The 19,864-nt window shown below is 71.5% G+C and carries 21 protein-coding genes; 9 read left to right on the top strand and 12 right to left on the bottom strand.

Annotation, left to right across the window (positions count from 1 at the left end):
* Nucleotides 1-225: 225 nt before the first annotated feature.
* Both PVK74_RS14100 and PVK74_RS14095 read right to left on the bottom strand, forming a co-directional pair.
* Nucleotides 226-441, bottom strand: a complete 216-nt coding sequence (locus PVK74_RS14100) for a hypothetical protein (protein ID WP_064448186.1) — start codon at nt 439-441, stop codon at nt 226-228.
* 672 nt (nt 442-1,113) lie between these two features.
* On the bottom strand, nt 1,114-1,653 hold the full coding sequence (locus tag PVK74_RS14095; protein WP_069088881.1) for an ATP-binding protein: 540 nt from the start codon (nt 1,651-1,653) through the stop codon (nt 1,114-1,116).
* 593 nt (nt 1,654-2,246) lie between these two features.
* On the opposite strand from PVK74_RS14095, the gene PVK74_RS14090 reads away from it, so the two are divergent.
* On the top strand, nt 2,247-2,588 hold the full coding sequence (locus PVK74_RS14090; protein WP_244206252.1) for a hypothetical protein: 342 nt from the start codon (nt 2,247-2,249) through the stop codon (nt 2,586-2,588).
* Nucleotides 2,589-2,814: 226 nt separating this feature from the next.
* Here the strand turns inward: PVK74_RS14090 and PVK74_RS14085 are convergent, their stop codons facing one another.
* The gene (locus PVK74_RS14085; RefSeq protein ID WP_209962865.1) at nt 2,815-3,522 is read right to left on the bottom strand and encodes a DUF899 family protein; all 708 of its coding nucleotides are present in this window, start codon (nt 3,520-3,522) and stop codon (nt 2,815-2,817) included.
* Between the two features lie 137 nt (nt 3,523-3,659).
* Between PVK74_RS14085 and PVK74_RS14080 the strand changes: the two genes are divergently transcribed.
* The 4 genes from PVK74_RS14080 to PVK74_RS14065 all read left to right on the top strand — a co-directional run bounded on the left by PVK74_RS14080 (nt 3,660) and on the right by PVK74_RS14065 (nt 8,099).
* Complete coding sequence (locus tag PVK74_RS14080; protein WP_274479200.1) at nt 3,660-4,580, top strand: RNA polymerase subunit sigma-70; 921 nt, start codon at nt 3,660-3,662, stop codon at nt 4,578-4,580.
* A gap of 1,082 nt (nt 4,581-5,662) precedes the next feature.
* Complete coding sequence (locus tag PVK74_RS14075; RefSeq protein WP_069088884.1) at nt 5,663-6,004, top strand: CU044_2847 family protein; 342 nt, start codon at nt 5,663-5,665, stop codon at nt 6,002-6,004.
* Complete coding sequence (locus PVK74_RS14070; RefSeq protein ID WP_210888150.1) at nt 6,001-7,065, top strand: S1 family peptidase; 1,065 nt, start codon at nt 6,001-6,003, stop codon at nt 7,063-7,065. The genes PVK74_RS14075 and PVK74_RS14070 overlap by 4 nt, the downstream gene beginning before the upstream one ends.
* Complete coding sequence (locus PVK74_RS14065; RefSeq protein ID WP_187693404.1) at nt 7,065-8,099, top strand: hypothetical protein; 1,035 nt, start codon at nt 7,065-7,067, stop codon at nt 8,097-8,099. The genes PVK74_RS14070 and PVK74_RS14065 overlap by 1 nt, the downstream gene beginning before the upstream one ends.
* A 51-nt stretch (nt 8,100-8,150) precedes the next feature.
* Here the strand turns inward: PVK74_RS14065 and PVK74_RS14060 are convergent, their stop codons facing one another.
* Together PVK74_RS14060 and PVK74_RS14055 are read right to left on the bottom strand one after the other, a co-directional pair.
* Nucleotides 8,151-8,942, bottom strand: coding sequence for an AAC(3) family N-acetyltransferase (locus PVK74_RS14060; protein WP_274479199.1), 792 nt, complete (start codon nt 8,940-8,942; stop codon nt 8,151-8,153).
* 178 nt (nt 8,943-9,120) lie between these two features.
* Nucleotides 9,121-9,435 carry a hypothetical protein gene (locus PVK74_RS14055; RefSeq protein WP_274479198.1) on the bottom strand — a complete coding sequence of 105 codons (315 nt, stop codon included), beginning with the start codon at nt 9,433-9,435 and terminating at the stop codon, nt 9,121-9,123.
* A 153-nt stretch (nt 9,436-9,588) separates the two neighbouring features.
* Here PVK74_RS14055 and PVK74_RS14050 point away from each other — a divergent pair, with 153 nt between their 5' ends.
* Entirely contained in the window at nt 9,589-10,173 is a 585-nt protein-coding gene (locus PVK74_RS14050) for a GNAT family N-acetyltransferase (protein WP_043329118.1), read from the top strand.
* Between the two features lie 5 nt (nt 10,174-10,178).
* On the opposite strand, the gene PVK74_RS14045 is transcribed toward PVK74_RS14050, so the two are convergent.
* Entirely contained in the window at nt 10,179-11,366 is a 1,188-nt protein-coding gene (locus PVK74_RS14045) for an FUSC family protein (protein WP_274479197.1), read from the bottom strand.
* Nucleotides 11,367-11,416: 50 nt separating this feature from the next.
* Nucleotides 11,417-11,884, bottom strand: coding sequence for an SRPBCC family protein (locus PVK74_RS14040; RefSeq protein WP_210888163.1), 468 nt, complete (start codon nt 11,882-11,884; stop codon nt 11,417-11,419).
* Between the two features lie 160 nt (nt 11,885-12,044).
* Between PVK74_RS14040 and PVK74_RS14035 the strand changes: the two genes are divergently transcribed.
* Complete coding sequence (locus PVK74_RS14035) at nt 12,045-12,806, top strand: GNAT family N-acetyltransferase (RefSeq protein WP_274479196.1); 762 nt, start codon at nt 12,045-12,047, stop codon at nt 12,804-12,806.
* A gap of 15 nt (nt 12,807-12,821) precedes the next feature.
* Here the strand turns inward: PVK74_RS14035 and PVK74_RS14030 are convergent, their stop codons facing one another.
* Nucleotides 12,822-13,514, bottom strand: a complete 693-nt coding sequence (locus tag PVK74_RS14030; RefSeq protein ID WP_373888015.1) for a hypothetical protein — start codon at nt 13,512-13,514, stop codon at nt 12,822-12,824.
* Nucleotides 13,515-13,561: 47 nt separating this feature from the next.
* Between PVK74_RS14030 and PVK74_RS14025 the strand changes: the two genes are divergently transcribed.
* The gene (locus PVK74_RS14025) at nt 13,562-16,702 is read left to right on the top strand and encodes an AfsR/SARP family transcriptional regulator (protein ID WP_274479195.1); all 3,141 of its coding nucleotides are present in this window, start codon (nt 13,562-13,564) and stop codon (nt 16,700-16,702) included.
* Nucleotides 16,703-16,709: 7 nt separating this feature from the next.
* Here the strand turns inward: PVK74_RS14025 and PVK74_RS14020 are convergent, their stop codons facing one another.
* Both PVK74_RS14020 and PVK74_RS14015 read right to left on the bottom strand, forming a co-directional pair.
* A complete protein-coding gene (locus PVK74_RS14020; RefSeq protein ID WP_043329121.1) occupies nt 16,710-17,534 on the bottom strand; it encodes an ABC transporter permease in 825 nt (274 codons plus the stop codon).
* Nucleotides 17,531-18,487 (bottom strand): ATP-binding cassette domain-containing protein, encoded by a 957-nt coding sequence (locus PVK74_RS14015; RefSeq protein ID WP_113972741.1) that lies wholly within the window; start codon nt 18,485-18,487, stop codon nt 17,531-17,533. The genes PVK74_RS14020 and PVK74_RS14015 overlap by 4 nt, the downstream gene beginning before the upstream one ends.
* A 126-nt stretch (nt 18,488-18,613) precedes the next feature.
* Between PVK74_RS14015 and PVK74_RS14010 the strand changes: the two genes are divergently transcribed.
* A complete protein-coding gene (locus PVK74_RS14010; protein WP_043329122.1) occupies nt 18,614-18,997 on the top strand; it encodes a hypothetical protein in 384 nt (127 codons plus the stop codon).
* A gap of 9 nt (nt 18,998-19,006) precedes the next feature.
* On the opposite strand, the gene PVK74_RS14005 is transcribed toward PVK74_RS14010, so the two are convergent.
* Together PVK74_RS14005 and PVK74_RS14000 are read right to left on the bottom strand one after the other, a co-directional pair.
* Complete coding sequence (locus PVK74_RS14005; RefSeq protein ID WP_274479194.1) at nt 19,007-19,528, bottom strand: SRPBCC family protein; 522 nt, start codon at nt 19,526-19,528, stop codon at nt 19,007-19,009.
* A 3-nt stretch (nt 19,529-19,531) separates the two neighbouring features.
* Entirely contained in the window at nt 19,532-19,840 is a 309-nt protein-coding gene (locus PVK74_RS14000) for an ArsR/SmtB family transcription factor (RefSeq protein ID WP_274479193.1), read from the bottom strand.
* Nucleotides 19,841-19,864: the final 24 nt, after the last annotated feature.

Genomic DNA, 19,864 nt, shown 5'->3' with positions numbered 1-19,864 from the left:
CGACTCCGAGATGGAGTTGCCGAACGGTTCAGGTTCGTGGGTGGTGGGATGCCATCCCGCCAGCCACCGACCCAGGCAGAGCCGAGCAGACCAGGGCCAGGGTGACAAGGTCGTTCGTCCGATAGGGCGCTCCACCTTGTCACCCTGGCCCTGGCCCGCTCCACGGTGTGTGGGTCGGCGGCAGACGGGATGGCAGATATGAGGTTGTCGGAGCGTGAGGTGCGCCTACAGGCCGGTGCCGCCGTCGGGCATCTTGTTCCTCTCCGACATGCCGGAGGCGAAGCGCTCTGCGTCGCGCCGATGCTGTTCGCTGGCGGCTCGGCGGGAAGCAGTCGAATCCACATCCGAAGAGAGCTGATTGCGCTGCCGCCGACTTAAGAGAGCGACGATTCCGCCAGCCAGCACCAAAAGCACCACGAGAGAAACCACCACCGTCGTCATACCATCGACGCTACGTCACGCGCGCCACTTTTTGCCATCACCGATGGCCGTACAGCCATCCGTACAGCCAAGCCGGCCGACCTGCCCGGTCGGAGGCCGACCAAAGGCGACATGACGAGCAGGTCAATGGCGGTCACCGATACTGGCCGACAGCGGGCTTGATCTTTGCAATGCAGGTCTGGCGAGCGCCGTTCTCGTGGCGGGGAGCAGTCCGCATCCAGTCCGCAAGAGGTCGACGGACGGTGGGGGAGTGGTGAGAGACGTCGAGAGGTGTTTCCGCTGGTAGGAGCCCACTCGGGCAGGTCACCGGGTCGCCCATCTTGATCTCATAATCCCTCGGTCGCGGGTTCGAACCCCGCCCGCCCCACCAAGCCGTTTCTCCAGCTCAGCCATGGTGCCGACGGCTCGGGTGCACTGCGTCGAGGTCATGGCCGCCTTCACATTGGCCCCTCCGCCACCGCGACACTGGCCGCCGTTGTGCCGCAGCTCGTGCGGCGTCCGGTTCGCAAGCTCGATCGACGCCGAAGCCCGGTCGAAGACCCGGCGACGGAAGTTGTTGTTACGCAACACCTCGCCCGTTGGGGATGTGAACACCAGCTCGTCACCGGGGCACATCAGTGGGCGTCGGGACGTGCGGTCTGCCGATGGGTGGTTGGTTCGGAATCCTTGGTGTCAGGGGACCGACGGAGGCCAGCGATGCCTGCGCCAGTCCTCCCACGTCGCGAATTCTGCCGGCGGGCAGTCGACGGGTTCACTGCCGTCGAGTTCCCCTTCGGTCGGGATGCTGATGAGGGCAGCCCACCTGTCGAGTTCCTCGTCGGACATGTGCCACGTCGTGTGCGGCTCTTCGGCTTGGCGTTGGTCGAGTCGTCTCCGTTGCTCGGCCGGTGGGAGTTCGAAGTAGCGCATCTCCACCGCCGCGCCGAGGTCGGCAGCTGCCTGCCGTAGCGCGGAGCGCTCATCTCGACCCCAGAGGCCGAAGTCGATGACGACGTTGATGCCGAGATTGAGGGCGCGCAGCCCAATCTCGATGAGCCGTCCTTCGATCACGTCCGAGGCCGACGGCGGGTTCGCGAGGCCGTACAGGGCCTTTACCCACTCGTCCTTCGTGAGGCGAAGAGCCTGCTCCTCGACTTCTATGCGCCGCGCTTCTGTGGTCTTCCCGGTGCCTGGCAGTCCTACCGTCAGGAACAGAGTCGGTCGTGTCGTCATCGTTTCCCCATCTGAACGGTCGCGCCATCATCGCTGACGCTCGCTCATGCCGCGACCAGCGCGTAGGTGTCGCCGATCAGTTGGCGGACGGGTGTCGCGCATCAGCCGACGGAAGACAAGAGTTCTACACCGCGAACTGCCGAATTGGCCTCTTTAGGATCAAGGCGGCCTGCTGGCGGCGCAAGCGCCGGCATCGGCCGGGCCGGCCGGCCACGCTGACGGGGCCTACCAAGGGCTTGAAGGGCTGTGAGGCGGGACGATCGGCGTAGGCGTCGCTCCCAGTTGAGGTTGGGGCGATCGGCTGCCGCGCAGCGGAACTGCTTGCCCCCGGCCTCTCGTAGGTCGCCGAATGCGGTTTGACGACGATGAGGGCCAGGGCGTGAACCGTCCCCGGGTGCCCGATCCTCTACGCCACCCGCCCGGCGTCAAGGGCGCTGCGCGTCGGTATGCCGATGGCCTACAGCCATCCTTGACCCCCACCGGGCACCGCAGTTCTTGGCACCTATCCGGGGGACGGGGGCAGACTGGCGGCTATCCGTCGAGGATCTGGACGGTCTGCGACGGCATCTTGATCCAGAGGGGCAGCCTTGGATGTGAACCGCGACGAATCAACGGTGACCGTCCCACTTGACCGGGCGATCGAGGTAGCTCGCTTCCTTGAGTGCCTCACCCGCTCGATTGACCGGATCGGTTCAAGGATGGCAGGCGGCCATGCAGACGCCGGGACCGTCGACCGCTTCATCGACGAGTGGCTGATCGGCCCTCAAGCGTCTCGGGCGCGAAGGGTCCTATGGGATGCCATCAGTCAGGTGATCGGTGAGGAGGCGGTGGAGGGAATCGCTGAAGCAGTGCCCAGATTCCCGGACGCCTCACCTGATGAGGTGGGACGGCTTCGACAGGAGCTGTCGGCGTGGCAGAAGGCGCTCGATGGGTAGCCGCCTCTTGCGGGACGAGAGGCTTGCGGGCAGTTCGCACCCAGTCCGCAAGAGGCCGACCGCCGCTGGGGGAGTGGTGAGAGATATCGAGAGGTGTTTCCGCTGGTGAGAGCCCATTCAGGCAGGTCGCTGGGTCGCCCATCTTGATCTCATGATTCCCTCGGTGGCGGGGTCGAACCCCGCCCGCCCCACCAGCCGTTTTCCCAGCTCAACTACGATCAGGACGTCATCGCGGTGCAACGCCGGGGCGCGACCATTGCGCGGTGGGGCGGCCGTCGAGACGCCACGGGTGCCCGGTGACCCGCGGCCAGCCTTCAGGCGAGTTCTCCCAGTTCTCCTGCCGGCCGTACACCGTGAGATCCAGAGCGTGGTAGGTGGTCATCAACGCCTCCACGCCCCGCCCGGTGGTCCAGTAGGTCTCGTAGACCTTGTCGCCGTCGCGCAGGTAGCACGCGATGAACCCGAAGTGACGACCGTCGGCCAGAGCCGGGTCGGAGTCCTTCGCCGAATACCAGGGGAACCGGTAGCCCATGAACTCCGCGAACGGGGCGCTTTCGTCGTAGGGACCCTCGCAGAAGACGGCGTAGGTGACGTCCCGAGCATGCAGGTAGTCCAGCGTCTGCATGTGACAGGTCGAGAAGGTGCACCCCTCACACTGATCCTCGTACGGATTGCCGTCGTGCCACATATGGAAGTAGGCGATGAGCATCCGGCGGCCCTCGAACACCTCCACCAGTGGGGTGTCCCCGCCCGGGCCCCGCACCGTCACCGTCGGCATCAAGGTCATCGGTAGCTGACGACGAGCGGCTGCGATCGCGTCTCCTTCGCGGGTGTGGGCCTTCTCCCGTACGAGCAGTTCGTCGCGCTTGCGCAGCCAGGTCTCCCGGTCGACGACCGGGGGCGCGGCGGCGCTGGACGCGGGGGTTGCCGTCATGGCTGTCTCCTTCGTGGAGTGGGGATCGGTCACAGGTACAGACGACCGGGCCGGCGATTGTCATCGGTGACCGATGACGGATGGGGTCCACGGTCGTCAGTACGGTTGTGAGCACCACTCAGCCCCGGGGAAATCACATGTCCGACTCGCCTGACGAGCAGGCGGTCTGGCTGCAGCGCGCCTTCGACGAGCACCGGCGTGAGCTACACGTCCACTGCTACCGCCTCGCCGGGAACGTCACCGACGCGGACGACCTGGTGCAGGAGACCTTCCTGCGTGCCTGGCGGGCTCGCGACCGCTTCGAGGGTCGGGCGTCGGCGCGGACCTGGTTGTACCGGATCGCCACGAACGTCTTCCTCGACAGCCGCAAGGCGGCCGGTCACCGGACGGTGCCGTACGGTGATCCGCTGGAGTGGTCCACCGAGCTCGGTCCCTATCCCGACGCCCTGCTTGCCGACGATGCGCAGGCCGGTCTCGCCGCTCGGGAGACCGTCGAGCTGGCCGTGATCGCAGCGCTCATGTACCTGCCGCCGCGGCAGCGGGCGGCCTTCGTGCTGCGCGACGTCCACGGCTGGACGCCGCAGGAGATCGCCGTCGCGCTCGACACCGCCGTAGCGGCCGTCAACAGCCTCCTCCAGCGGGCCCGCCACACCCTCCGGGGGCGCGCTCCGTCGGACCCGAAGGAATGGCGCCGCCCGCAGCTCACCAGTGAGGACGAAGAGATCCTGCGCCGCTACGCCGACGCGAAGGACCCGGAGACGATACGGGAACTGCTCGCCGAGGACGTACGGATCACGATGCCGCCCGAGCCGCCGGTCGTCGGGATCGACGCGGCCGCGGAGTTCCTCGGCCGACCGCTCGACTGGCGTACGTTCCCCACCTCGGCCAACGGGCGCCCGGCACTGATCAACTATCTCCGCCGGCCCGGCAGCCGGCACTACGAGGCGTTGGTCGTCGACGTACTCCGGATCGAGAACGGGAAGATCGTAGAAAGCAACGCCTTCATCGGTGCCCGTCACGTCGCCGCCTTCGGCATGCCCACCACGCTCGAGGCCTAGACAAGTAAGCCTCAAGCTCAGGATTCCTACGAACTCGGCGGCGTGGTTCCGTCGCAGGGGACACCGACACCTAGTTGTACGTGCGCCGTCTGCCCCCGCGACGTGATGGTGAGCAGTAGGCAGGCCGGCCGCGCAACCCAGGTGCCGCCGACGAAGGCCAGCCACTGAGGTCGGTCATCGACAGGAGCGCAGGCGCGCACGTGGGCGCTCATGGCCGGCACCACTGACGAGCCCCATCCGAGACGCGCCTTGTCCTCCCAGCCGGCTGCCACCCGAAGATCGACCACTGCGCCGCCGCGTACGACCAGGCCCCATTTGGCGAACAGCCGGGCTGCCGGGTCCGGTTGCCCCGATTCCGCTACTTGAAGCACCGGCCGGGCAGGTACCGCGACGTCCTCTCCCACGAGCCGATAACCCGCCGGCGGTTCCGTGATCGTATCGACCGATTTGGTGCACGACTCCTGCCCGGCGCCCACGTCAGCTGACGGGGTCGCGCTGGGGTCGGTGCCCAGAGACGCAGTTGGCGTGGGTGGTCTGGCCCCACCCTGGCTCGAACCGCTTGAGGACGTACAGGCTGCCGGTGCCGCCATCAGGAAGATGCTGAGCGGCCACCACACCATGCGGCTGGTCCTTCTCACGCGCATCACCTCCTGAACGGCGAGGCCTTCGACGGTAAGGGCGCGACTCGTGAAGCGTCACCGTACCGGAAAACGGGATGCGTGCGATGCCGCCAATCTTGATCTCGTAATCCCACGGTCGCGGATGCGAACTCCGCCCCGCCAGGTCAACGACGTCCTACGCCACCACTCCGCCCATTCGGTTACCAGTCTCGCGCCGACGCAGATTTGATCATCGGGCCAAGTCCTCAGTGGAGCGCGATATTCGACCAGAAGTCGTGTTGCTGACATCCGAACCGGCCGAATGTCTGATCCTGGCATCAGTGCGCGAACGCCAGGATCGATTTCAAGCCGGTTGAACGATCCTCGCAAGTTGCGGGTGTGCTGCCGGTCGATCCTCGACGCATTGTCGCGTCGTCTGCATTGTCCCGCTGACCTCTTTTTCCTTCCGTCTGAAGGAGTGCTGTGCCAGTTACCAGGCAATTCGCGGTGCATGGAGCGGATCCGGTCCTCATCGAGGTCGATGGCCAGGACCTGGATATTCGTGGCGAGAGCGCCGGCATCGGACCGGTGGGCCGCAGCGGTCGTACCGAACCGAGATCCTTCGAAGAGTCCCTTCGGAGCGTACGCGCGGCGGCTCTGGAGGCCATGCGAGTGTTCCGCGAGGACCTGGGGCCGAGCGAGGTCAAGCTCACCTTCGCGGTGAAGATGACGGCTGAGATGAACGCCGTCATCGCGAAGACCGCGTACGAAGGAAACCTCGGTGTCGAACTGGTCTGGCGACGGGAAGACTCCGCACCGAAATGATCACCTCCTCTGAACCCTGGCGGCTGCGGATCCGAGCCACGACGAATGATGGTGCTCCGTCGGAGGTGCTGGGAACCGCATTCGTCGTGGCGCCGGGCGTGGCCCTCACGTGCGCTCACGTGGTCGAGGGCCGGGTCCGGTGCTGGGCGGAGGCGCCGGGGGGCTGGGGCTCGGGCCAGGTCTGTTCCACCCGCTACGCGGTGCCGGGCTGGAGTCCGGGCCGGTACGACGGGACCGACGTGGCAGTCGTCGACGTGCCGGAGAGCTGGCCTACGGCGCCGCTCGGGCCCAGTGCGCCGCCGCGGCCGGAGACGCCGCTCGACGCGCTCGGCTTTCCGGAACAGTATTCGGCGGCGGACGACCGCGGTCAGCGGACCCGGGTCCAGGTCATCGGGCCTGATGAGACCGGGAAGCTCATCCAGGTGAACGGTCTGCCCGGATTCGACGGCCAGATCCAGCGCGGATACAGCGGCGGCCCCGTTGTCGACGTCACGTCGGGCCGCGTCGTCGGCATGGTTTCGACCGCCGACATGGACAAGAGGCTGCGGATCTCGTGGATCATCCCGCTCGCCACGCTGGCTGAGGCCTGGCCGCCGTTGGCGGACCTGCTCCCGGAGCAGATCCGCGTCGACCCGGAATTCGTCGAGGCGGTCGCTGCTCTCAACAATGGGGCGTACGCGCGGGCCCTGGAGCGCTTCAACACGCTCGTGAACATGTATCCACGCGAAGTCGATGTCTACTACTACCGGGTGCTGGCCGCTCTCGGCGGCCGACGCCCCGGCGGGTACCGGTACGAGGTGATCCGGGCGATGGAGAATCTGCTGCAGATCGGCATTCAGATCGAGCCCGGCCGTACGAGCAACCATTTGCGAGCCCTCTGGGCGCTGATCATCGAGGACTACTACGAAATCCGTGGCATTCCGACCGACCGCTCCAGGCTGCGCGGCCTTCAGGCGGCGCTGTCGGGCGTCGGCAGTGATCGCGCCCGCGAGATCATCAACCACGTTCCTGCTGTCGAGTGCCCGACCTGGCAGGGGCTCAGCCGAAACCAGGGGATCTGATGCATCCTGAACAACGCGCAGAGCGAGCCGGCAAGTATTTCGCGCCCGAACCGTCCACGCCGGTAGCCCAGTACGTCAAGCTGGCATTCGGTGGCGGACTCCTGCTGATGGCCCTGGTGATGTTCGCCGTCGGTGACGCGGCGATCTGTCTCGGATTCCTCTGTGGGGTCGGCGGCGCCGTGCTCGTCGTCCTGGGGCTCATCGGGCTCTTGAACTATGCGGAGGCGCGCCGGCGCGCCTATCCCCGGGCGACCGATCAGGAGATGGACGCCTGGCTGTACGGGGCCGAGGAAGCCATCGCGCAGATGGGCTACCGGCGGCTGAACATCCACCCCACCGAGCTTTCCCAGGGCAGGCAGCCCTATCTCGTCTTCTACGGAATCCCCGAGCTGTTCTCGGTTCTCCCGTTCCACTGGAACAGGGGACGGGACGGCAAACTCCGCTACTCCGCGTACAAGATCATGATCGTCTACATGTCGAACTGGCGCCTGCCGGTGTACGAGTGCGTGCTCGACATCGCCACCGGGTTCACGATCCGCGACTCCACGAAGGAGTACGCGCTCGGCAACGTGGACGGGATGGAGACGTCCGCGGACCGGGTGAGCGTCTTCAACGAGCAGTGGAAACCCGGCTCCGACGGCAACAGCGGCGGGGTCTTCTCGGGAGCCATCGGCAACGGGCCGAACATGGGTGCACAGTTCGGGCACTACACGCAGCGCCAGATCATCAAACTGCTTGTCTCCGGCCGGGTGGCTGTCGACCTCTGGCTGGGGATCGCGCCCAACGAGGCGATGGGTATCCAGGGTGTCACGGAGCCGTCCTCCGTGGACAGGATGATCTCCCAACTCCGCGAGCACTTGCGGGAACACAGCGGCGCCGCGTATCCCGACGCGCCCGCGGCGTTGAGTGGACCCGCTGTGCCGTCGGGTGCGGACCCGACCGCTCTGTTGATGCCGCCGCCGTCCGAAGGTCACACGACCGAGCCGATCCGCCAGCGTCCTCCTGGCGAGGAGAACGAACAACGCCCCGCGTGAGTCGAGCGCCCCGTCCGTCGTGTGAGTCCGGGCGGCGGACGGGGACGGCGATCAGCCCGTGCGGTTGGTGGCCATCCACCCGGTCGCGAAGTCGACCAGCGCGCGTTGGCGCATCAGCCTGGCCGTCGCGCTGCCGACCCGGCCGACCGTCGCGCCGCCGGTGGCCTCGAAGTCGGCGCCCAGCCGGTCGAAGTCGTCCTCGTCGGTGACGACGTCGGTCCACGTGGTCCACCGGCTCGTTCCGTCCGGCAGCCGTACCGCCGAACCTGTCACCGCCCGCGGCGGCGACGCCTGCCGCCATTCCGCCAGGTGCAGCGAGGTGTTGGAGCTGTGTTCGCAGCCGAGCAGCAGCACCTTGCCGCCGAGCCGGTAGACCGCGCCCAGCGGTGAGCCCTCGCCCAGCGCGTCGTCGAGGCGGTGTCCGTCCACGACATCGGCGGCGTGCGCGCCGAGCGCGGCGAACGACACCTGCGGATGGTCGCTGCGGCGGGCGCCCGGCCAGGTGCGTACCGTCTCGGCGACGGCGCCCATCCACCGGCTCGGCGTGCGCGCCGGGTCGAAGCCCGGGGTGTGCTCGCGGATGACGGGCCACCACGCCTCCGGTACGGGCGGATGCCGCCACCCGGCCGGATCCGTGTTGTCCGGCGTGTGCGTCGGCACCACGAGGGTGCCCTCCGGACCGAGCGCCTCCAGCAGCGCCAGCACCACCGCGTGGGTGCCCCCGGCGACGAACCCGAGACTCCGGTACGACGAGTGCAGCAGCAGGACGTCACCGGAGGTGACGCCGAGCGTGCGCAGGTCGTGCGCGATCGAGGCGACGGTGTGCGGTGCGGCCTGGTCCACGCGGCGCAGTGTAGGCGGGGCCCTGAGCAGGATTCTCGCCGATTCCGGGATAGTGGCGGCGTCCCCGCGCGTCTGTCACTGGTGAACGAGGAGACGAGGGTGGTGCGGTGGACGAAGACGAGCGGGCGGTGCTGGCCGAGTTCGTGGCGAGCCGTGCGCCGGCGCTGATTCGGGTCGCCTACCTGCTCACCGGCGGGGGATGCCGGTTCACGTAGTCGCGGGCGCGGGGGAGCGGGTCACCGAAGTACTGGTGCGGCATGCGGTGATGCTGGGCCCGGCAGAACGTGGCGAGGTCGCCCGTGATCCCGATCCGGTCCAGTGGACGCCGTTCGAACTCCCGGTTGGCGGCGAGCAGGTCCGCCTCCCGGTTCCATCCGGCGTGGTCGAACGCCCAGTCCGCCCAGGTCGCGTACACGTGGAAGACCTGGCGCTCGCCCGCGAACCGCAACCCCGCGAGACCGATCGGCCGGTCCGGGTAGGTGTCCCGGCACACCCAGGCCGTTCCCGCGGCGTGCGCCGGAAGACGCCCGCTGCCGTCACTGCCACCAGCGCACCCTAGCCGAGCGGCCACGTGACGCGTGGACCCTCGCACGGGCCGATCTGAACCCGATTGACATGTGGGGTGGTCGGCGGGGGAGAGTCGGGCATGCGCTTTCAGGTGTCCACACCGCCCGCCGTTCCCGCCGGTACGTTGGCCGCCGGCCCGCAACCGACGTTGCCCGCCGAGGGCGGACTGGTCCTGCGCCCCTGGGCGGACGGGGACGCGCCGACCGTCCTGGCCGCGTACCAGGATCCGGAGATCCGCCGCTGGCACACCCGCCGGCCCGCGTCGCCGGAGCAGGTCCTCCAGTGGTTCGCCCACTCCCGTCGATCGTGGCAGGAGGAGACGGGCGCGAGCTGGGCGGTGACCCGGGGCGACGAGGTGGTGGGCCGCATGACGTTGGGCGGCGTCAACCTCGACGACGGCGAGGCCGCGTGCGCGTACTGGGTGGTTCCGGCGGCCCGCGGCACCGGCGTGGCCTCCGGCGCGCTGCGGGCGCTGAGCGCGTGGGCGCTCGCGGACGGCCGGCTGCACCGGCTCTGGCTGGACCACTCGACCGGCAACGTCGCGTCGTGCCGGGTGGCGGTCAAGGCCGGGTTCCGGCTGGAGGGCACCAAGCGCAGCGCGGCCGTGCACGACGACGGACGGCACGACATGCACCTGCACGCCCGCGTACGCGGGGACGACTGACCGGGTCACGACTGCGCGGCGGCCACCTCCCGGATGCGCCGCAGCGCCTCCTCCCGGTCCATCCCGGTCGCCTGGAGGATGTCGCTCGCGGCGGTCCGGACCTGCCCGACGATCACCGTGCCGGACAGCCCGGTCCCGGCCAGCTCCGCGCGCGTCGCGGCCGCCACCGCGTTCAGCGCGTGCCGGCGGGCGTCCTCCGGACCCTGGTCCGCGAGAACCTCCTCCTGTACGGCGTGCACCGCCGCGCCGAGCGCCTCCACGGCGTCCGGCAGGCTCTCCGGGATCGGCTCCCCGTCCTCGATCAGCACCACGGCCCGCCGGGCCAGCACGCGGGTGTTCCAGACCGCCTGGTCCACGTCCGGCGCGCCGAGCTGGTAATGCTGAACGGATCGCCGCCTCGGCCACCGGGCCGGGGCGAGGTCGACGGTTTCCTTCGCGCCGCCGAAGACGTCCCAGAACCGGCCCAGGTCCGTGCCGATCGCCTGCGACCGGCTCAGCGCCCGGTCGGCCAGTTCGTGGTCGCGTCGCCGTAGGGCGGTGGCGGTCGCCGCGAGCTGGTCGGCGAGCTGCCGCAACGTCGGCGCGGCCACCCGCCGCATGACCCGCAGCGGGTTGATCGGCACCAGCAGCAGTGTCACCACCAGTCCCACGCCGCCGCCGATCAGCGCGTCCACGAAGCGGGGGAACTCCAGCGTGTGCCGGGACGAGGAGAGCGCGCCGAGCAGCACCGCCGTACCGCTGGCGTTGCCCACGATCCCGCCCCGCGTACTCAATGCCAGCGCGACCAGGACGGACGCCGCGACGATCACGCCGGTCTGCCACACCCCGGCGCCGACGGCACCGATCAGCAGGTCCGACACGATGATGCCGAGCGTCACCCCGGCGAGCAGCTCGACGGTGTTGGAGAGGCGGCGTCCGAACGACGAGGTGATCACCGCGACCGCGGCCGCCGGGGCGAAGATCGGGCTCGGCATGCCGGTGACCCAGCGCGCGACGGCCCAGGCCAGCGCCGCCGCCAGACCGGCCTGCACGGCGAGTACGGACTTGACCCGCAGCTGCTGCATCCGGTCCCGCCCGGCGGCCCGGCCGCGCTCGTCCACGCGCTCCCACGCCTCGTCGAACCGTTCCGCGTCCAGGCCGGCGCGCCGCGACGACCGCCGCCGGCCGCCGCGCCCCTCCCGCTGCCCGGTCACCGCCGGCGGCTACCCGCAAAAACCGCCGCCAATCCCGGCGTCCGCCGAGGTCAGCCGCCCGATTCGAGGTACGCGGCCAGGTGCGCCAGCGAGGACGCGATGCCCTCCTCGTGCACCGCCTGGTCGATGCCCGGTGGTACGCCGGTGGCCGTGACCGTCACCTCGGTGCCGTCGCCGGCCGCTGCGAGGTGCCAGGTCATGGTCATGGTGCCCGCGTACGCGGGGTCGTCGGCCTGGAACACGGCGGTCTGCACGACCCGGCGCGCCGGTACGAGTTCGGCGAACCCGACGTCGACCACGTCGGTGGCGTCCGACGTCTTGCCCGGGCTGCCCGCCGGATCGAGATAGGTGAGCACCATCCGGAACCCGCCACCGGGCCGAGGATCCCACCGCTCGATCCGCCCGCGCATCCCGTCCGGCGGCAACCAAGCCTCCAGGGCGGCCCGGTCCACGAGCGCCCCGTACACCGCTGCCGGCGCGGCCCCGATCGTCCTGCTACCCCGATCGACCCTGCTCACCCCCCAACCCTAGGCCCCGCACCCTGCCCGCCCGTGGGCGCTCTCGTCGATCTTGAAGTTGTGGCGGTTGACGAATGCCACCGAGTAGGGCGATTCAGGCGCCACAACTCCAAGATCGGCGGGGAAGCGGGGGCGGGGCGCGCCGGGTACGCTGCCGCGAATGCCGGTACTGCCGCACCTCCACTACTCGCTGCTGTTCGATGCCGACGACGTGCCGCTGGCCCGGATGCGGCTGCGGGACGACGACGGCACGCGGGTCGCGGCCGGCGTGAGGCCGCTGGCCGGGGCGCCGCTCACCCGGCTCGTCGCGCAGGTGCGGCGTGACCTCGCCGGGCATCGGCTGGAGACGCCGGACGAGGCGCTGGCGGCGGCGCTGGTGGCCGACGGGCTGAAGCTGAGCCGGGCCGCCACGGACATGCGGCACGACCTGACCGACGTGCCGGAACCGGTGGCGCTGCCGGACGGCTGGTCGCTCGGCGCCCCCGGCTGGGACGACGAACTCGCCGAGGGACTGGACGCGGCGTACGGCCCGGACCACCCGGACGGCCGCTGGCAGCCCAGCGACACCGAACAGGTGCGGGCGATGTTCGACACCGGCGAACCGGTGCCGCCGCTGGTGCCCGCCTCGGCCCGGCTGATCGACCCGGACGGCCGCAGCGCCGGGCACGTGCTGTGCGCCGGACCGGTGCCGTGGACTGACGACGACTGCGTCTGGATCCTCAACCTCGGTGTCGCGCCCCGGGCGCAGCGGCGCGGGTTCGGGCGGGCGCTGCTCGTCCACGCGCTGCGCGGCGCGCGGGAGGCGGGGCTGCCGTCCGTCGGCCTGTCGGTGGTCGACGGCAACCCGGCCCGCAGGATGTACGACGCGGCCGGTTTCCGCGTCCTCACCCGGGTGCTCACCGTCCGGATCCCCGACGCGTAGCCCGCCGGGGAACCTTCAGGCGCCGGTGAGCAGAGGGTGGTGCTCGGACCAGAGCCAGCGCAGGTAGTCGCGTAGCCGTTCCGGGGTGGCGATCCACCCCTGGCCGGGATAGCGGAGCAGCCGACTGACCTCGCCGGCCACCAGGTCGTACCCGGCCGCGCCGGTCTCCGGCACCGGGGCGTCCGGTGCGACAGCCACTGGTAGCGGCACCATCGGGATCCGCAGGCCGGCGTCGTCGCAGGCCCGCAGCACTGTGAGATAGACCCGGACCAGGTGGTACGGCGAGACGACGAGCGCGACGCTGCCGATGCCCAGCGCCCGTACCTGCTCCACGACCCAGGTGGCCTGCCGGCCGGTGCCGGTGACCGGCTCGGCCTGGAGCACGACCCCGTCGACCCGGCGCAGACCGAGTCCGCGCAGCCGGTCCAGTGTGAGCGGGCGGTACGTCCGCTCGGCCGAGTCGGTGTTCGCCACCAGCAGGTGCCGCAGCGCCGGGCCGGTCTCCCAGGCGCGGATCGCGTCGGTGAGACGCCAGTCCTCGCCCTGGCCGGTGGCCACCACCAGCGCGTCCACCCGCTCGGCGGCGCGGTGGGGGAGCGTGAGGACCATCGTGACCGCCTCCAGCACCGCCAGGAGCCGGTCGGCGGGGACGTCCGCGAACGCCTCCGGCCCCACGAGCCGTGGCAGCGGGCGGGACACACTCGTCACGCCCGCGATCTTGCCACCATCGGTTCGCCAGCGGGTGAGAGAGTGACATGGTGCGGGTGGGGATCCTCGGGCCGCTTGAGGTCCGCGACGGCGACCGGCCGCTCGACGTCGCCGGGGCGCGGCTGCGGGCGCTGCTGATCCGCCTCGCCCTGGACCCGGGCCGGCCGGTGAGCGTACCGGCGCTGGCCGAGGCGCTCTGGGGCGATGAGCCGCCGACCGACACCGCCAACGCGGTGCAGACGCTCGTGTCGCGGCTGCGCCGGGCGGTGCCCGGGCTCGGGGTACGCAGCAGCCCGGCGGGCTACCGGCTCGACCTGGACCCGGACGACGTGGACGCCGGGCGGTTCGAGCGACTGGCCCGGCAGGGGCGGGCGGCGCTTCGCGACGGGGACGCGGCGACGGCGCGGACGACGTTGCGCGACGCGCTCGCGCTGTGGCGGGGGCCGGCGCTGGCCGAGGTCGCCGACGCGCCGTACGCGGCGGCAGCGGTGGCGCGGCTGGCGGAACTGCGGCTCACCGCGCAGGAGGACCGGATCGAGGCGGAGCTGCGCGCCGGGCGGCCGGAACTGCTGGTCGCCGAGCTGGAGGAGCTGACCGCCGCGCATCCGCTGCGGGAGCGGCTGGCCGAGCTGCACCTGCGTACGCTCGCCGCCGCCGGGCGGCCCGCCGAGGCGCTCGCCGCGTACGAGCGGATCCGGCAGCGGCTCGCCGACGAGCTGGGCGTCGACCCGTCGCCGCAGTTGCGGGCCGCGCACCTGGAGCTGCTGCGCGGCGAGGCGGCCCCGCGGCAGCCGACGGCCGTGACGCGGGGCAACCTGCGGGCCGCGCTCACCACGTTCGTCGGGCGCGACGAGGACCTGCGCCGGCTCACCGGGCTGCTCGCCGGCAACCGGCTGGTCACCCTGCTCGGGCCGGGCGGAGCGGGCAAGACGCGGCTGGCGAGCGTGGCGGCGGGCCGGCTCGCCGACGGCGTACCCGGCGGGGCGTGGCTGGTCGAGCTGGCACCGATCACCGACCCGGCGGACGTGCCACGGGCCGTGCTCGACACGCTCGGGCGGCGGGACCGGAAGCTGGAACCGGTACGCCAGCCGGCCCGCGACACGCTCGGCCGCCTGGTGGACACGATCGCCACCGACGAGACGCTGATCGTGCTGGACAACTGCGAACACGTCGTCGAGGCCGCCGCCCGGCTCGCCGAGGACCTGCTCGGCCACTGTCCGGGGCTGCGCGTGCTGGCCACCTCCCGGGAGCCGCTCGGCATCGTCGGCGAGGTGCTGGAACCCGTACCCCCGTTGCGGCTGCCACCGGCGGACGCGACGCCGGGCGACGCGCTCGCGTACCCGTCGGTGCAGTTGCTGCGCGACCGGGCCGCTGCCGTGCGGCCCGGGTTCGCGGTGACCGGCGAGAACGTGGCGGCAGTGGTGGAGATCTGCCGGCGGCTCGACGGCCTGCCGCTGGCCATCGAACTCGCGGCGGCGCGCCTGCGGACGCTGTCGCCGCGGCAGGTCGCGGCCGGTCTGGACGACCGGTTCCGGCTGCTGACCGGCGGCAGCCGCACCGCGCTGCCCCGGCACCGCACGCTGCGGGCGGTGGTGGACTGGAGCTGGGGGCTGCTCACCGACGACGAGCGGCAGCTCGCCGAACGGCTCGCGGTCTTCCCGGCGTCGGTCACCGCCGACTCGGCGGCCGGCGTCGCCGGCCCGGCCGCCGTCGCGCTGCTCGACGCGCTCGTGGACAAGTCGCTGCTCCAGGTGGTCGGCGACGGGCGGTTCCGGATGCTGGAGACCATCCGGGAGTACGGGCTGGAACGGCTCGCCGCCGCCGGGGCGTCGGCCGGGGCGCGCGCCGCGCACGCGGCGTACTTCCGGGAGCTGGTCCGGACCGCGGAGCCGCACCTGCGCACGGCCGGTCAGCTGCCGTGGCTGCGGCTGCTGGAGGCGGAACGGGAGAACATCGTCGGCGCGCTGCACTACGCCTGCGACGCCGGTGACGCCGACACCGCGCTGCGCATCGGCGCGGGGCTGGCGTTGCCGCTGGTGATCTGGGGCGACGGCGGCATCGGCGGTGACGTGCTGGCCCGCGCGCTGGCGCTGCCCGGCCCGGCCCCGGCGGAGGAGCGGGCGGTGGTGCTCGCCATCCGCATCGGTTCGGAGCTGGCAGGCGGCGAGCGGGGGCCGACGCCGGAGCAGATCGCCGAGCTGACCACGACCCTGCGGGCGGTGGAGGGGACCAAGCATCCGATCGTGGGGCTGCTCGCGCCGATGCTGTCGATCTTCGACGACGACACGGCGGCCGGGATCGCGGCGATCGACCGTGCGCGCGGGCATCCCGACCCGTGGACCGACGGCACGCTGCTGGGGGTACGCGGCAAGTTCAAGGAGAACGACGGCGACGCCGAGGGCATGCTGCGTGACCTGACCGACGCCGCCGCGGAGCTGCGCGCGGTCGGCGAGCGGATGAGCCTGTCGCACGTGCTCAGCGAGTACGCCGACGCGCTCACCAAACGCGGCGACTTCGAGGCGGCGACCGCGGCGCTGGAGGAGTCGGTGCGGCTGGCCCGGGAACTCAACCCGGCCTCCGAGCCCGGCTTCCAGCTGATCTGGCTCGCCGCCATCCGGGCCCGCTCCGGCGACGTGGCCGGCGCCAAGGCCGAACTGCGCCGGTTCGTGACCGACCGGGACGGCCGGGACGGCGCGTTCGGGCTGATGATGCTCGGCAGCATCGCCCGCTCCGAGGGGTCGCTGGACGAGGCGCAGGAGTGCCTCGCCGAGGCGACGCGCCGCCAGGACGAGACGCCGTTGGCCGCCCCGCAGTTCCGTGCCCTGCTGCTGACCGAGACGGGCCATCTGGCGCTGGCCCGCGGTGACCTGCCGGGTGCGCGTCGCTGTCTCGACGATGCGACCACGCGCAGCCTCGCCGCCCGGGACATGCCGGTGGTCGCGATCGTCACTGTCGGCTGGGTCGCGTTGGCGGTGGCCGAGGGCCGGTACGAGCGCGCGGCCGAACTGCTCGGCGTCTCCGACTCGCTGCGCGGGCGGCCGGACCGCTCCAATCCCGACGCGCAGCGGCTCGCCGAGCGGCTGCGCGCCGAGCTGGGCGAGGAGAGCTACGCCGCCGCGTACGCCCGGGGTCACGGCCGCAGCCGGGCCGACGCCCTCGCGTTCGTGGGCGGCGACCCGGCTGGATGAGGCGCCCTCAGGCGCGGCGGCGGTAGGCGCGGACGGCGAGCGGCGCGAAGACCGCGATGATCGCCACGGTCCAGAGCAGCGACCGGGTCACCGGACCGGCCACCGGGCCGCCGATCATCAGACCCCGGGCCGCCTCCATCACGTCGGCCACCGGGTTGACCCCGACCCACCACTGCAACCAGCCGGGCAGCGTGTCCGTCGGCACCATCATGTTGGTGCCGAAGGTCAGCGGGAACAGCAGCAGGAACGCCGTGCCCTGCACCGCGCCCGGGCTGCGCATCAGCACCCCGAGCAGCACGCCGATCCAGCTGACCGCGAACGCGAACGCGATGGTCAGCAGGCAGGCGGCGAGCGCGGACAGCGGATCGGTGCCGATCCGGAAGCCGAGCGCGTAGCCGAACCCCAGCAGCACCGCGATGGAGACCACGAACCGGACCAGGTCGCCGACCACCGAGCCGACGAGCGGCGCGGACCGGGCGATCGGCAGGCTGCGGAACCTGTCGAAGACGCCCTTCTCGACGTCGGTGTTGAGGCTGACGCCGGTGGCGATGGACGCGAACAGCACGGTCTGCACCATGATCGCGGGCAGCAGGAACTGCAGGTACTCGTGCTGCGAGCCGGCGACCGCGCCGCCGAGCAGGTAGACGAAGATCAGCACGAAGACGACCGGCTGGAGCGTGACGTCGAGCAGTTGTTCCGGGGTCCGGATCGTCTTGATCAGGCTGCGGCCGGCCAGCGCGAGACTGTGCCGGACCAGCCCGAACGGACGGGCGGAGGCGCGGGGCGTGCCGGTCCGGGGCGGCGGCGTCGCCGTACGGGTCGTCGTGGTCATGCCGCCACCTCCGCCTGCTCCTCGGCGCCGTGGCCGGTCAACGTGAAGAACACCTCGTCGAGGCTGGGCAGCCGCAGCGCCAGCTCGACCACTCCGATGCCGGCGTCGTCGAGCCGGCGGACCACAGCGGTGAACGGGGCGTCGTCGTCCACCGGCACGGTCAGCACGCCCGGCCGGGGCAGCTCGGGATCGGCCCCGGTGGCGGCGCGCAGGATCTCGGCGACCGCGCCGATCCGGCCCGGATCGGTCGGCCGGACCACGATCGTCTGGCTGCCCGCGATCCGCTTCAGCTCGCCCGGCGTACCGTGCGCGATCACCCGGCCGTGGTCGATCACCGAGATCTCGTCGGCGAGCGCGTCGGCCTCGTCCAGGTACTGCGTGGTCAGCAGCACCGTCGACCCGTCGTCGACGAGCGAGCGGACCACACCCCACATCTCCTCCCGCTTCGCCGGGTCCAGCCCGGTCGTCGGCTCGTCCAGGTAGATCACCTCCGGCCGGCCGACCAGGCTCGCGGCCAGGTCCAGGCGGCGGCGCATGCCACCGGAGTACGTCTTGGCCGGGCGTCCGGCCGCGTCGGTCAGGCCGAACCAGGCGAGCAGCTCCGCCGCCCGCGCCCGCGCCTCGTGGCGGCTCAGGTCGAGCAGCCGGCCGATCAGCACCAGGTTCTGGGTGCCGGTCAGGTCCTCGTCCACCGAGGCGTACTGGCCGGTCAGCCCGATCAGCCGCCGTACCCGGGCGGCGTCGGTGACCACGTCGTAGCCGCCGACAGTCGCGCGCCCCCCGTCCGGGCGCAACAGCGTGGCGAGGATCCGTACCGCAGTGGTCTTGCCGGCGCCGTTGGGCCCCAGCACCCCCAGCACGGTCCCCCGGCGTGCGGCGAGGTCGATCCCGGCCAGCGCGGTGGTCGTACCGAACCGCTTGACCAGGCCCTCCGCTTCGAATGCGTAACTCATGACGCCGACGATGGCCGGGGCCGCTGGCACCGGGCGCACACGCCGCGCACACCGCCGTGTGCGCGGCGGCGAAATCGAGTACGCGTGCTCATTCGCCGGCCCCGCCGGCCGGGCAGGATCGAAGGCGTGACGACGAGACGTACGCTGCTCGGCGGTCTGTTCCTGGCGCTGGCCACGGCCGGCGCCTGGGTGGCCTGGCTGAGCTGGGAGTCCGGCTGGACCGTGGACCCGCAGACCGGTGACATGAGCGGGCCGTACGCGGTCTGGCAGGTCGCCGCCGCGGTGCTGACCCTGGGCGCGCTGGCCGCCGTCGCCGGCTGGTGGCTGAACATCTGGCTGGTGGCGACCGTGATGACAGTGGCGTTCACCGTTCCGTGGGCGGTGCACGCCGCCTCGACCGACGACACCGGCCTGTGGGCGGTCGGGGCGGCGCTGGTGGCGATCGGCACCACCATCGGAACGACGCTTGTCGGCGGCGCCGCCGGGTGGCTGCGCCGCCGGACCGGGTGACCGCAGTCGTCAGTCGCGGTCCAGGCGTTCGGCGTACGCGTCGCGCAGGTCCGCCCAGCCGAAGTCCTTCGCCTCCGCGCCCCGGATCGGGCCGACCGGGTCGCCGTCGAGCAGATGCGCGGCGACGTCGAGGCAGATGTGCCAGCCGGCGGCAGTCATCGCGGCGAGGTCGGGACCGCCGACCCGGTGCCGCAGCGTCAGCGTGGTGCCGTCGCCGTTGGCGGTCAACTCCCAGCGCAGCAGGTCGTCGCCCCAGGTGTACTCCAGCAGGTGCGGCCGGTCGGCGCGCAGCACCCGGGCCGGCGCCGGGTAGCTCTGGTCGCCGTCGACGGCGCTGAGTACGGCGTCGCCGGGGCGGCCCAGGTCACGGTCGGCCAGGAACGGCGCCCACTCGGCGAGCCGATCCGGGTCGGTGAGCGCGGCCCACACGGTTTCCGGCGGGTGCCGCAGGTCGCGGACGAAGACCAGTTCGTTTTCGGGTGTCAGCCTCACCCGGGCGAGTGGGCCGGGGCGGAACGAGTCGCGGTCCATCTGTCACTCCTGACTGTCGAGATGGCGTTCCAGGGCGTCGAGATGCGTGGTCCACATCGACCGGTAGGGCCCGAGCCAGTCGTCGACTGCTCGTAGCGGCGCGGTGTCGACCCGGTAGATCCGCCGCTGCGCGGCAGTACGGCAGGTGACCAGGCCGGCGTCGCGGAGCACGCGCAGGTGCTTGGAGACGGCCGGCTGGCTCATGCCCAGCGCGTCCACCAGCTCGCCGACGCTGCTCTCGGTCCGGCGCAGCCGGTCCAGGATGCGGCGCCGGGAGGGCTCGGCCAGCACGGCGAAGGCGTCGACTGTCACGCCTTCAATATGCCTCATCGGTTA

The organism is Micromonospora chalcea, from assembly GCF_028768405.1.
Lineage (GTDB): Bacteria > Actinomycetota > Actinomycetes > Mycobacteriales > Micromonosporaceae > Micromonospora > Micromonospora chalcea.
Note: the sequence above shows the minus strand (reverse complement) of the source record. Positions and strands in the feature narration are given on the sequence as shown.